10 protein-coding genes are annotated in these 13,810 nt (G+C 40.3%); all 10 read left to right on the top strand.

Annotated elements, in window-relative coordinates; all coding sequences use genetic code 11:
- The first annotated feature begins 70 nt into the window (after positions 1–70).
- The 10 genes from ilvD (at position 71) to EW028_RS15325 (ending at position 13,781) form a co-directional block, all read left to right on the top strand.
- The gene (gene ilvD / locus EW028_RS15370; RefSeq protein WP_004231412.1) at positions 71–1,741 is read left to right on the top strand and encodes a dihydroxy-acid dehydratase; all 1,671 of its coding nucleotides are present in this window, start codon (positions 71–73) and stop codon (positions 1,739–1,741) included.
- A 485-nt stretch (positions 1,742–2,226) separates the two neighbouring features.
- A complete protein-coding gene (gene ilvB, locus EW028_RS15365) occupies positions 2,227–3,993 on the top strand; it encodes a biosynthetic-type acetolactate synthase large subunit (RefSeq protein ID WP_131521504.1) in 1,767 nt (588 codons plus the stop codon).
- Entirely contained in the window at positions 3,990–4,505 is a 516-nt protein-coding gene (gene ilvN / locus EW028_RS15360; RefSeq protein WP_004231416.1) for an acetolactate synthase small subunit, read from the top strand. The genes ilvB and ilvN overlap by 4 nt, the downstream gene beginning before the upstream one ends.
- An 86-nt stretch (positions 4,506–4,591) precedes the next feature.
- On the top strand, positions 4,592–5,626 hold the full coding sequence (gene ilvC / locus EW028_RS15355) for a ketol-acid reductoisomerase (RefSeq protein ID WP_016991908.1): 1,035 nt from the start codon (positions 4,592–4,594) through the stop codon (positions 5,624–5,626).
- Positions 5,613–7,148, top strand: coding sequence for a 2-isopropylmalate synthase (locus EW028_RS15350; RefSeq protein ID WP_131521503.1), 1,536 nt, complete (start codon positions 5,613–5,615; stop codon positions 7,146–7,148). Before ilvC ends, EW028_RS15350 begins: the two co-directional genes overlap by 14 nt.
- A 184-nt stretch (positions 7,149–7,332) precedes the next feature.
- Entirely contained in the window at positions 7,333–8,433 is a 1,101-nt protein-coding gene (leuB, locus tag EW028_RS15345) for a 3-isopropylmalate dehydrogenase (protein ID WP_004231422.1), read from the top strand.
- A 17-nt stretch (positions 8,434–8,450) separates the two neighbouring features.
- Positions 8,451–9,860 (top strand): 3-isopropylmalate dehydratase large subunit, encoded by a 1,410-nt coding sequence (gene leuC / locus EW028_RS15340; RefSeq protein ID WP_131521502.1) that lies wholly within the window; start codon positions 8,451–8,453, stop codon positions 9,858–9,860.
- 33 nt (positions 9,861–9,893) lie between these two features.
- Positions 9,894–10,484 (top strand): 3-isopropylmalate dehydratase small subunit, encoded by a 591-nt coding sequence (gene leuD, locus EW028_RS15335; protein WP_131521501.1) that lies wholly within the window; start codon positions 9,894–9,896, stop codon positions 10,482–10,484.
- A gap of 305 nt (positions 10,485–10,789) precedes the next feature.
- Positions 10,790–11,674: a ribokinase gene (gene rbsK, locus EW028_RS15330; RefSeq protein ID WP_131521500.1), complete on the top strand. Its 885-nt coding sequence runs from the start codon at positions 10,790–10,792 to the stop codon at positions 11,672–11,674.
- Between the two features lie 256 nt (positions 11,675–11,930).
- Positions 11,931–13,781, top strand: coding sequence for a dynamin family protein (locus EW028_RS15325; RefSeq protein ID WP_131521499.1), 1,851 nt, complete (start codon positions 11,931–11,933; stop codon positions 13,779–13,781).
- Positions 13,782–13,810: the final 29 nt, after the last annotated feature.

Here is a 13,810-nt window from a genome sequence, read left to right as displayed (position 1 = left end):
AAATTAAAAAGACAGAACATTTTGTCTATAGAAACGAACATAGTATGGATAGCAATGAGGGGCGTTTAAAATGAGAAGTGACATGATTAAAGTAGGCGTAGATCGAGCGCCACATCGAAGTCTTTTATATGCAACAGGCAAAGTAAAAGCAAAAGATCTAGGCAAACCATTTATTGGGGTTTGTAACTCTTATATCGACATAATACCAGGTCACGTTCATTTACGTACGTTCGCTGATGTAGTGAAAGAAGCTATTATTGAAGCGGGTGGTATTCCATTCGAATTTAATACAATTGGTGTCGATGATGGTATTGCAATGGGGCATATTGGTATGCGTTATTCCTTACCAAGTCGTGAAATTATAGCAGACTCTGCTGAAACAGTTATTAATGCACATTGGTTTGATGGCGTATTTTATATTCCAAACTGTGACAAAATTACACCAGGAATGCTTATGGCAGCAGTTCGTACGAATGTACCATCTATCTTTGTTTCAGGTGGTCCAATGGAGGCAGGAACTTCTGCAGCAGGGAAACAGCTTTCCTTAACATCTGTGTTTGAAGGTGTAGGAGCACACAAATCAGGAAAAATGTCTGCGGAAGAGCTGTTGGATATTGAGAATAATGCTTGTCCGACGTGTGGTTCATGCTCAGGCATGTTTACAGCAAATTCCATGAACTGCTTAATGGAAATGCTTGGTGTTGCTTTACCTGGAAATGGTACAATCGTTGCCACTTCTGAAGAGCGTCACAAGCTGATTAAAGAAGCAGCTAAGCAATTAATTCGCATGGTCAAGGAAGACGTTAAACCTCGCGATATTATTACAAAAGAGGCAATTGATGATGCTTTTGCTCTTGATATGGCAATGGGGGGCTCCACAAATACAGTTCTTCATACATTAGCAATTGCCAATGAAGCCGAAATAGATTACAACATTGAAGATATTAATAAAGTAGCGGAAAGAGTGCCTTATTTAGCAAAAATCATGCCTGCTTCAGATATTTCAATGGATGATATTAATAAAGCGGGTGGAGTAAGTGCCATTATTAATGAATTAACATCTATTCCAGGTGCTATTCATCCAGACCGTCCAACCGTAGCAGGCGTTACAATGGGTGAGCTTGTTAAAGATTATCACATCACGAATGATCAAGTCATTCGAACAAAAGACAATCCATATAGTGCTGTAGGTGGATTATCCGTTTTATTCGGTAACATCGCACCAGATGGCTCTGTTATTAAAGTAGGGGCCGTTGATCCTTCTATCAAAGTATTCAAGGGCGAGGCAATTGTTTTTGATTCACAAGAAGCAGCACAAGAAAACATTGATAATGGAACGGTGAAAGAGGGCCATGTAGTCGTCATTCGCTATGAAGGACCTAAGGGTGGCCCAGGGATGCCAGAAATGCTTGCACCAACATCTGCCATTCAAGGTCGAGGCCTTGGTACAAAGGTTGCATTAATTACAGATGGTCGTTTCTCAGGTGCATCTCGTGGTATTTCAATTGGCCATATTTCACCAGAAGCTGCTGAAGGCGGTCCAATCGCTTTAGTAGAAAACGGAGATATTATCGAAATTGATCTACCAAATCGTACGATTAATTTACAAGTTTCAGATGAAGTTTTAGCTGAACGTCGTGCAAAATTACCAGTCTTTGAGCCAAAAATCAAACGGGGTTGGTTAGCAAGATATTCAAAATTAGTGACGAGCGCTTCCACTGGAGGCGTAATGAAAATTTAACAACTAGATAAATAAAAACGTTGATGAGGTTAAAGGTTCTAGAGCCTTGTATCTACCAGAGAGCCGGTCGTGCTGGAAGCCGGCGATACAACTAGATCCGACATCCCCTCGGAGTGGGCTATTAAACGTGTTAACACCATTAGATAGCTCCGGGCATAGTCGAAAGTGCTCGTTATTAATGAATAAATGTTTTATGGCACTATATTGGATGCGATGTCTTTCGCATTGGTGCATAAATGCTGTCATTTATTCGCGAGGTAGCAATTATTTGCTATAAAAAAGGGTGGTACCATGGAAAGTCTTTTTCATCCCTACGTAAGGTAGTTCTTTGCGTGTGGAGAAAAAGGCTTTTTATTATTTTCACGATGCAATTGAACAGCCTCTCAACGAAAAGGATGAGAGGAATAGTCAATCCAGCTATTGACACTTCACTAATCTACAACACTGATGTGTGAGTTTGAAAGAAATGAAGGAGGCATAATTTGATGAGTGCGAATGTTTCAATCAATGAACAAGAACAATTAGCTACAACAGCAACAGCTGAACAAACCTATCAAGCAAAGGACGGTGCAGATGTATTAGTGCAGGCATTGCACGATCAAGGGGTTGAAATTGTCTTTGGCTATCCAGGAGGAGCCGTATTACAAATTTATGATGCGATGTATAAAAACCCAATTCGCCATATTTTAACAAGACATGAACAGGGTGCTATTCATGCGGCGGAAGGCTATGCTCGTGTTTCAGGTAAAACGGGTGTTGTTATTGCCACAAGTGGACCTGGTGCAACAAACCTTGTAACAGGTATTGCGGATGCCATGATCGACTCTATTCCATTGGTTGTTTTTACAGGACAGGTTGCGACATCTGTGATTGGAACAGATGCTTTCCAAGAAGCCGATATTATGGGGATTACAACACCGATTACAAAGCACAACTATCAGGTGCAGGATGTCAATGATATTCCCCGCATTGTGAAGGAAGCTTTCCATATCGCTAGCACAGGTCGTAAGGGACCAGTTGTCGTGGATTTCCCAAAAAACGTTTCCCAAATGTTGTTTGATGTAGAGAATCCACCGCAAGCACCTGATGAAATTTATTTACCAGGCTATCAGCCAACATATAAACCAAATTATCTACAAGTCCAAAAGGCGATTCAAGCCATTTCATTGGCAAAAAACCCAATCATCTTAGCGGGTGCAGGTGTTCTTTTTGCGGATGCACGTGAGGAATTAACGATTTTCGCAGAAAAATATCGTATTCCAGTAACGAACACATTGCTAGGATTGGGCTCCATCCATGGTGAACATGACTTATTCCTTGGGATGGCTGGGATGCATGGTACAGCTACAGCAAATACAGCGATCACAAAATCGGATTTATTACTCAATATTGGGGCACGATTTGATGATCGTCTAACAGGTAATCTAGCTACATTTGCACCAAATGCAACGATTATCCATATCGATATTGATCCTGCTGAAATTGGCAAAAATGTACCGACAGATATTCCAATTGTTGCTGATGCCAAGGAGGCTTTAAAAGCCCTATTGAAAAAGGATTTCCAAGGTCCTGATACAGCCGATTGGTTAGCTTATTTAAGGAATCATGCGATGGAATATCCATTATGGTATTGCAAGGATACAAATACGCAAGAAATTCTACCACAAGAGGCATTGCAATTAGTGCACAAGGTAACTGAAGGGAATGCCATTGTGACGACAGATGTTGGGCAGCATCAAATGTGGGCAGCACAATATTATCATTTAAATAATGATCATGCATGGGTAACGTCTGGTGGACTTGGTACGATGGGCTTCGGCTTCCCGGCCGCAATTGGCGCCCAATTTGCGAAGCCAGACAAAAAAGTTATTTCGATTGTAGGAGATGCAGGATTCCAAATGACGGCACAGGAGCTATCCATCCTACAGGAATTTAACTTACCAGTAAAAATAGTGATTTTGAATAATAGCTGTCTAGGCATGGTGCGTCAATGGCAACAAACATTCTATGAAGAGCGCTATTCATCATCACTGATGCCGATCCAACCAGATTTTGTTAAGTTAGCTGATGCTTATGACATTAAAGGCTATCGTATTAACACAATCGATGAAGCAGAGTCTATTTTCCGTGAGGCACTGCTGTCTGATGAGCCAGTATTAATTGACTGTCGAGTGAAACAGCTTGAATGTGTTTACCCAATGGTAGCACCTGGCAAAGGCTTACATGAAATGATTGGGGTGAAAAAGAATTGAAACGAGTAATTACCGTAACTGTGATTAACCAAAGTGGTGTATTAAACCGTTTGACAGGTTTATTGATGAAGCGTCAGTTCAATATTGAATCGATTACAGTAGGTCATACGGAGCAACCGAATTTTTCAAAGATGACCTTCGTTGTTAACGTAGAGGACGAACGCAAAATTGAGCAGCTAGTGAAACAGTTATCCAAGCAAATTGATGTGTTAAAGGTCAATGACATAACCGATAAATCGATTGTTCTGCGAGAGCTAGCACTAGTAAAGGTGATTTCCCCACCAAATTTACGTTTGGAAATGAATTCAATTGTTGAGCCGTTCCGAGCCCAAATTATTGATACAGCCAAAAATGTTGTGACATATCAAGTAGTAGGACATCCAGAGAAGATTGATGCCTTCATCGAACTCATTCGACCGTATGGCATTAAAGAACTTACACGTACAGGAGCAACTGCCTCCGTTCGTGAAACACAAAAAGTCTCAAACCCGCAGCTCTCTATTTTAAAATAGTTTGCATATAAAAATAAATAGCTTTATAGACAAAGCAAGAATCTAAAGCTATAAAAAACAAAACATATTCTAGGAGGAAATTAACTATGGCTACAATGTACTATGAGCAAAATATCAACGAGGACGTATTAAAAGGAAAGAAAATCGCAATTATCGGTTACGGTTCACAAGGTCATGCACATGCTTTAAACCTTAAAGAATCAGGTTTTGACGTGGTAGTAGGCGTTCGTCCAGGTGGATCTTTCGATGCGGCAAAAGCAGATGGTATTGACGTAAAAACAGTAGCTGAAGCTGCACAAGAAGCAGATGTTATCCAAATTCTATTACCAGATGAGCGTCAAAAAGCAGTTTATGAAGCGGAAATTGCGCCACATTTACAAGCTGGTAAAGCATTGATGTTTGCACACGGCTTCAATATCCATTTCGGTCAAATTACACCACCAGCAGACGTTGACGTATTTTTAGTAGCACCAAAAGGACCAGGACATCTAGTTCGTCGTCAATTCCAAGAAGGTGCTGGGGTACCAGGACTATTCGCTATTCACCAAGATGCTACAGGCCAAGCAAAAGATTTAGCGCTTGCGTATGGTAAAGGAATCGGTGCTGCACGTGGTGGGCTTCTTGAAACAACATTCAAAGAAGAAACAGAGACAGATTTATTTGGTGAACAAGCGGTACTTTGTGGTGGTGCAACACAGCTAGTAAGAGCAGGATTCGAAACATTAGTAGAAGCTGGTTATCAACCAGAATTAGCCTACTTTGAAACACTACATGAGCTTAAATTAATTGTTGACCTAATGTTTGAGGGCGGTATGGCAACAATGCGCTACTCAGTTTCAGATACAGCAGAGTGGGGAGATTATGTGGCAGGACCACGCATCATCGATGAGTCTGTAAAAGCTCGTATGAAAGATGTATTAACAGATATCCAAGATGGTACATTTGCTCGTCGTTGGATTCAAGAAAATGAAAATGGTCGTCCAGAATATACAAAATTCAAAGAAGCTGGTGCGAACCATCAAATCGAAGAAGTAGGCGCTAAACTACGTGCTATGATGCCATTCATCAACGAAGGTAAAGAAAAAGTTGTGAGAGAAGTGGCGACAAGTGCGAAAAATTGATATTTTCGATACTACGCTTCGCGATGGTGAACAATCTGCTGGGATTAACTTAAACACAGCTGAGAAGATTGAAATTGCCAAACAATTAGAGCGCCTTGGTGTGACAATTATCGAAGCAGGATTTCCTGCTTCGTCACCCGGTGACTTTGATGCGGTCCATCGCATTGCAGGTACAGTAAAAAATTCCATTGTGACGGGGCTAGCTCGCTGTATCCAAAAGGATATTGATGCTACATGGGAAGCGATAAAATTAGCACAACAGCCACATATTCATATTTTTCTAGCCACATCACCTATTCATATGGAATACAAATTAAAAAAATCTCCTGATCAAGTGGTGGAGCAAGCGATAGAGGCTGTTAAATACGCTAAAAAATTCTTCCCACTTGTACAATGGTCTGCTGAGGATGCATTCCGCTCTGATCGTGAATTTTTAGTGCGAATTATGAACGAAGTGGTTGCTGCTGGTGCAACAACGATTAATGTTCCAGACACTGTAGGGTATGCATCCCCACAAGAATATGGTGCATTATTTAAGTTCCTACTGGAAAATGTCAAAGGTGCTGACAAAGTGAAATTCTCCGCCCATTGTCATGATGATTTAGGGATGGCAACAGCTAACACGATTGCAGCAATAGAAAATGGTGCTGCACAAGTCGAAGGAACGATCAATGGTATCGGCGAGCGCGCAGGTAATGTGGCACTCGAGGAAATTGCTGTAGCACTTCATATTCGCAAGGACATTTATCAGGTGCAAACGGGCATTCAGTTGCAAGAAATTAAACGTACGTCTCAATTAGTCAGTAAATTGACAAATGTTGTGATTCAGCCAAATAAAGCGATTGTAGGAAGAAATGCATTTGCACACGAATCGGGTATCCATCAAGATGGTGTCTTAAAAAATCCAGAAACCTATGAAATTATTTCACCTTCTTTAATCGGCGAAGGTGAAATACCATTAGTTCTCGGGAAACATTCTGGTCGTGCAGCCTTCCGTGATCGTGCGGAAACAATGGGCTTCCATCTTTCTGATGAAAAGTTGAACAAAGCATTTGTGGAATTTAAAAAATTGGCTGATCGTAAAAAAGAAATTACAGAGGAAGATTTACTCACTCTTCTTACTGAGCAGCAAGTTCAAGTAGAAGATGTACCACTCTTTGAGTTGAAAATGGTGCAGGTGCAATATGGTACTGAAAATATTCCTACAGCGACAGCCATTGTGCTTACACCTGAGGGACTAGAGAAAACCGTTGTAGCTACTGGCTCTGGTTCAGTAGAAGCCATTTTTAATACACTGGAGCAACTTGTACCTGGAGCTGTACATGTCATTGATTACCGTGTGACCTCGGTTGGCAAAGGACGAGATGCACTGGGTGAAGCGGTTATTAATATTCGCTATGATGAGGTTTCGACTACAGGCCGTAATTCCTCTCAAGATGTTTTAGAAGCATCGGCAAAAGCTTATTTAAATGCTATTAACCGTCATTTAATACAAGCAAGCCTTCGCGCACATCCTGTATAGGTTTCTGAGGTAGTGAATTGTATGAAGTACCATTCACAAGTCGGATGCAATGATGTCATGGCGTATTGTATCAATTAATCAAAAATTACGCTTAGACGTAATGACTACGCTCACCTCGATAAAAGGTAGGTGAGCGTCTTTACTAAATTAGCGAATACGCTATACAAAGAAAGGTGTTTTGACGATGGAGAGAAAAATTACAGTACTTCCCGGTGATGGAATTGGGCCAGAGGTTGTTGCTTCTGCTGTACGTGTATTACAGGTGATTGGTAAACGATTTAATCATACATTTCATTTAGGATATGCAACAATTGGTGGTGCTGCGATCGACCAGCATAATAATCCATTACCGGATGAAACAATCGAGATGTGTGAAAATAGTGATGCGATTTTATTAGGAGCTGTAGGTGGTCCAAAGTGGGATCAAAACCCTCCTGAATTGCGCCCAGAGAAAGGGTTACTGCGAATTCGGAAACACTTCGATTTATTTGCCAATCTACGTCCAGTAAAGGCGTTCCCGAGTTTACTAGATGCTTCACCATTAAAGCGTGAAGTGGCTGAGAACGTTGATTTAATGATTGTACGTGAACTAACAGGCGGCGTATACTTCGGGGAACCACGTATGCGTACTGAAAATGGCGCAATTGATACAACGGTTTACTCTAAAGCAGAGGTAGAGCGTATCGTTGAAAATGCCTTTGAACTAGCACGTTTACGTGGTGGCAAATTATGCTCTGTTGACAAGGCGAATGTGCTTGAAACAAGTCGCTTATGGCGTGAAGTTGTAGAAGCAAAGAAAAAAGAGTATCCAGATGTAATCGTAGAACATAACCTAGTAGACTCTGTCGCAATGAAACTGATTACAAATCCTGGACACTATGATGTAGTCGTTACTGAAAATATGTTTGGTGATATTTTAAGTGATGAAGCATCTGTTATTACTGGTTCTCTAGGTGTTTTACCATCCGCATCCATTCGTGGTGATAATTTTGGCTTATATGAACCAGTACATGGCTCCGCACCAGAAATTGCAGGGCAAGGTGTAGCAAATCCTGCTGCAACCATTTTATCCGTAGCGATGATGCTGCAATATTCATTTGGCTTAAAAGAAGAAGCAGCAGAAATTGAACGCGCGGTAAGTGCAGTATTTGATGATGGCTACTTTACAGCAGATCTTGCTCGTGACGGCAGTCGTATTTTATCAACTAATGAATGGACAGATAAGGTAATTAACGAAATTGATACTAGCTTTGTATCACAAAGTATTATGACAACATATATTTAAAGAAATAGGTGAAGACAATGGGTAAAAATATAATTGAAAAGATTTGGGATAAACATGTTGTTTATCAGGAAGAGGGCAAACCGGACCTGTTATATATTGATCTTCATTTAATTCATGAAGTAACATCTCCGCAAGCTTTTGAAGGGTTACGCATGAACGGACGTAAAGTGCGTCGTCCTGATTTAAGCTTTGCGACAATGGATCATAACGTACCAACAAAAAATTTACCAACTATCCATGATCCCATTGCGCGCAATCAAATCGAAACATTAGCTAAAAATGCTGAGGAATTTGGCGTTGAGTTAGCAGGCATGGGTCACCCTGACCAAGGGATTGTCCATGTGATTGGGCCAGAGCTTGGATTAACACAGCCTGGTAAAACCATTGTTTGTGGGGATTCTCATACATCGACTCACGGTGCCTTTGGGGCCATTGCATTTGGTATTGGAACATCAGAGGTGGAGCATGTATTATCGACGCAAACATTATGGCAAAATAAGCCGAAAACGATGGAGATTCGTGTCGAAGGGGAGCTACCAGTTGGGGTAGCGGCAAAGGATATTATTCTAGCCATCATTGCCAAGTTCGGAATAGGTGTTGGTACAGGACATATTGTGGAATTCACTGGAGAGGCTATCCACAAACTATCTATGGAAGAACGCATGACGATTTGTAATATGTCAATTGAGGCAGGCGCAAAAGCAGGGCTTATCTCACCTGACCAAACAACAGTCGATTATATTCGTGGACGCAAATATGCACCGCAGGGAGAAAAATTGGAAGAAGCAGCCGCTTACTGGTTAAGTCTTGCTTCAGACGAAGATGCAACGTACGATACGGTTCGTATTATAAAAGCTGAAGAAATTGAACCAATCATTACGTGGGGAACAAACCCATCGATGGGTACTGGTGTTTCTGGGCATGTTCCAACACAAGCAGATTATGAGGATGAATCAGACAAGGCGGCACTTCAAAAAGCACTTGCCTATATGGGCTTAGAGGAAGGCCAGCCATTAACATCCATTGACATCCAGCATGTCTTCATTGGCTCCTGCACAAACTCACGCATTAGTGATTTGCGTGCAGCTGCTGATGTCATCAAAGGACGTAAGGTGCATGACAAGGTCACAGCCATCGTTGTCCCAGGCTCACATACAACGAAAAAACAAGCTGAGGCAGAAGGTTTAGATAAAATCTTTTTGGATGCTGGCTTTGAATGGCGTGAGTCTGGTTGCTCGATGTGCCTTGCGATGAATGATGACGTCGTACCAGCTGGAGAACGCTGTGCCTCTACCTCAAACCGCAACTTTGAAGGACGTCAGGGCGCAGGAGCTCGTACACATTTAGTGTCACCACCAATGGCAGCAGCCGCTGCGATTGCAGGTCACTTCGTCGATGTACGTGAATTTGTGAAGGAAACAGTGTAAGTCTTGCTTTACTCGGGAAGGGATGATTGAAAAATGGAACCAATTAATATCGTAAATAGTGTCATCACACCACTTGATCGAAAAAATGTTGATACCGATCAAATTATTTCAAAAGAATTTCTAAAACGTATTGAGCGCACAGGTTTTGGACAGTTTTTATTTTACCATTGGCGTTTCGATGCACAAGGCAATGAAATAGCTGACTTTGTATTAAATAAACCTGAATTTAAAGAATCTAAAATTCTAGTGGCGCAAGATAATTTCGGCTGTGGCTCCTCTCGTGAACATGCACCATGGGCAATTTTAGATTACGGTTTTAACGTTGTGATGGCACCTTCTTTTGCAGATATTTTTCATAATAACTGCTTCAAAAACGGTATCTTACCGATTAAGCTAACAGAATCGGAATGTGATGCTATTTTAGCAAAAGGCTTAGCAAAGCCCTATAGTATGGAAGTAAATCTTGCAGAGCAAACCGTAACAGGTGAAGATGGTACAGTTTATCATTTTACAATTGACCCGTACTATAAAGAAACGTTACTGAATGGTTGGGATGAAATCGCCTTAACCTTTAAATATGAGGACCACATCGCCGCATATGAGGCGAAGCGAGTAGCCTATTAATGGATGTGACTGAAGACAAATTTGATGTTGTCTTCAGTTTTTTTGTGTTTGTAGTGCATTTCCTATATGAAATTATTTATAATAAAGGAAACATCAAATGCGAAGGTGGCACTATGTTATCATTATAAAAATATTTGTATATTAAAGGACAAATCCAGCTAGCTTTTGAAAGCATCCCTAAAACAGTCGATAGGCATTTCGGAAATTTTTAATTCATACGAATTTTTATATTGTTAAGCTACTGAAATGATACTACTCATTTCAGTTGTTTTTTTGTTTGATCAAAAGATGAAAGGTGGAATTCCATGATTACAGTTATAGGAAGTTTAAATATGGATTTAGTTGTACAAATGAATGCTTTTCCAAAGCAGGGGGAAACCATTCTAGGTAACTCGTTTCAAACAGTTCCAGGAGGAAAAGGGGCTAATCAAGCAGTTGCCGCAGCTCGTCTTGGCAGTGAGGTGGCGATGGTTGGCTGTTTAGGGAATGATCATTTTGGTGAGACATTACATGCTGCTTTACAGCAAGAGCAGATTCAGACAAACGCCATTGTAAAAAGCACCACTGCTCCTACAGGCATTGCTAATATACTTATTTACAATAACGATAATCGAATTGTTGTCGTACCTGGAGCTAATTATGACCTAAGCATATCCCATCTTGAAGCTTCAAAAGAGTTGATACAAAAAAGTAACTTGGTAATTATACAGCTTGAAATCCCTAAAGAGACGACAGCCCATGCCATTCATTTATGTAAAGAAGCGGGTGTTCCGATACTGTTGAACCCTGCTCCAGCAGCCAATTTTGATGTGCAGTGGATGGACGATATTACCTATTTAACACCTAACGAGACAGAATGTGCTGAAATTTTTAACGAGCCAGTGGAACAAGTTTTAGAAAAATATCCTAATAAATTAATCGTGACGCTAGGAAGTGATGGTGCACGTTATTTCGATGGCTCCTATCCAATTCATGTTCCAGGTTATATGACAACAGTCGTGGATACAACGGGCGCAGGTGATACCTTTAATGGTGCTTTAGCCTATGCTTTAGTAGAAGGGCAATCGTTGGATGAGGCTGTATATTTTGCTAATATCGCTGCCTCCTTATCTGTAGAGAAATTAGGTGCCCAAGGTGGAATGCCATTACTTGGAGCTGTTTATGCTCGTATGGCTGGTTTGGAGGAATAGGACAAAGGTCAGCTATTCAGCAACCTTGGAGAGAAATCTCCAAGCCTAATACTTCTAAACTCATAGATGGGACTATTCCCTTTAGTCTGTGTAGCAATCATATATGAAGCAGACAGGAAATAGGTGTAAGGATGAATTCCTATTTGTCGTATAAACGTATAAGTATATTGTCCTCTTTTTATCAATCCGTGTATTAGAAAAGCCATAGTTTCATTTATAATGGTCTTATAGATACATACGAAAAGAGGTTTTGAGGATGACGAACATTGACAATACGCCAATCGAAAATACAACCTCAGCGAATAATATTTTGCCGCAATTTGTTGACCAACTACGACACTTGTATGGCATCATCGTCCAAAATACATATGTGAAAGATACAGCAAAACATTTAAATCGAATCATTCAAGATGCCAATAACCAGACGATGATTTTAATAGTTGGAAAAGAGCGGGTGGGCAAAACAACACTTGTGAATGGACTTCTAGGACGCGAAATATTATCGGTAGATGATCAGCATCCAACAAGTGTAAATACGTTTATACGCTACGGCGAGCAAGAAGAGATTAAAGCTTATTTTTTAGATGGTGTTGTCGCTGTATTTGATCTCAGTAAATTAGAGCTACTAACAACTGGCGATACGTTTGCTTCCCAGATTTTACGTGAACACTTAGATTACCTAGAAGTCTATTTGAAAAATGATTTATTAAAATCCGTGACAATAATTGATTCTGTGTCATTAGAAGCAGGCGGAGGAGAAATGGCTTATTTTTCAGAGGCGCTTATGAACCGTGTTGATGAAATTTTCTGGGTGTTACGCGCTGGTTCAATGGCAATGGATGCTGAACTTCTCTTAATTGAAACGTTAAAGAATAAAGGTGTTGAACCTTTATGTGTCATCAACGGCATCGATGATGAGGAACATGCCACAGCATTTATGGACTCTGAACAACAACGTATTGGTCATTTGATGAGTGATTTTATAGGGATTTCAGCAATTAATGCACTAGTAGCCAAACAAACAGACAGTCATGAGCTTTGGCAAAAAAGTCAGTATGATCAATTAATTGCTCACATTCATCGTGTGGCTGAAAATAGTGATAAAAAAACATATGCCATCCTAATTCGCTTCTTACAATGGCTTGAACGATTCCGCTTCGAATTAACTGTAATTCCACAACGAGATCCATTTCAATCTGCTGTAGAGAATATTGAAAAATACGCAGGCGATACCCAATATGAATATTCTCGCTATCAACGTGACTTAGCAATTGTCAAAGAATATGAGCAAGAATATGAACAGGTAGCGAACACGTTTAAACAGGTTCAAACACTGTATCAGCTATTACAAACGATAGCGCAACATGATTATTTACACGATTCCAAGGTGGAAGAATTTACTGAAATTGCTGTGCACTATCAACAAGTGTTGCGTGAATACCGCAACATGCACAGTGAGTATTTACGCGAATATGAGCGTTTAGATGCACAACATAAAAAAATTCATGGTAAAGGTCTTATGAAAGCTTTCTTTGGCCAACATACGCAAAATGAATTTTTCAAAGAGCGTGTTCAAAAACTCAATGAGCAGCAAGAGGTTTGTGTCGCCCAATATGCCAAGGTACAACAAGCAGAGGTTTCAATGCTACAGGCGATTCGAGATACACAGCCTTTTTTGATTGATTTAGTGAAAGTACGCATGAGCCGTATTGAACAAAAAGTACAGAAACTAAATCAACAGCGTGCAAAAGATAAGCGTCAGTTAAAGCGCTATGCTGAAAAATTAAATGAATTTTCTTGCTTAATCGAAGCACAGGGTTATATAAAAGAGCATCTTCAACCATTTTTAATGAATGAGCAAATGCCGTTGAAATCGAAGGATATTGCCATGCTTGAGGAAACTGTGCAGGCTATTTTAGCCATTGATTTATCAAACAATGGCTTACTCGCAAGAAGTCAAATGAATAATAAAATGGAAAGTATTGCAATACCTTTTGAGGTGCAAGAAAAATATCCCATGCAACTGCTTGACTTAAGGGAAGAAGATGTAAAATCAAATGATATACCCGAAATACCTAAAAAATTAGTTGTACAATATGAAGATTAGGTTTTCACCAAACGTTCTAAAAGTAGCAT

The organism is Lysinibacillus sp. OL1 (assembly GCF_004332175.1).
Classification (GTDB): domain Bacteria; phylum Bacillota; class Bacilli; order Bacillales_A; family Planococcaceae; genus Lysinibacillus; species Lysinibacillus capsici.
This window is presented reverse-complemented; position numbering and strand designations above follow the sequence as displayed.

Bases quoted from the DNA above. Each gene is read 5' to 3' on its own strand.
- ilvD (WP_004231412.1), top strand. From the start codon at position 71: ATGAGAAGTGACATGATTAAAGTAGGCGTAGATCGAGCGCCACATCGA.
- ilvB (WP_131521504.1), top strand. From the start codon at position 2,227: ATGAGTGCGAATGTTTCAATCAATGAACAAGAACAATTAGCTACAACA.
- ilvC (WP_016991908.1), top strand. From the start codon at position 4,592: ATGGCTACAATGTACTATGAGCAAAATATCAACGAGGACGTATTAAAA.
- leuB (WP_004231422.1), top strand. From the start codon at position 7,333: ATGGAGAGAAAAATTACAGTACTTCCCGGTGATGGAATTGGGCCAGAG.
- leuC (WP_131521502.1), top strand. From the start codon at position 8,451: ATGGGTAAAAATATAATTGAAAAGATTTGGGATAAACATGTTGTTTAT.
- leuD (WP_131521501.1), top strand. From the start codon at position 9,894: ATGGAACCAATTAATATCGTAAATAGTGTCATCACACCACTTGATCGA.
- rbsK (WP_131521500.1), top strand. From the start codon at position 10,790: ATGATTACAGTTATAGGAAGTTTAAATATGGATTTAGTTGTACAAATG.
- EW028_RS15325 (WP_131521499.1), top strand. From the start codon at position 11,931: ATGACGAACATTGACAATACGCCAATCGAAAATACAACCTCAGCGAAT.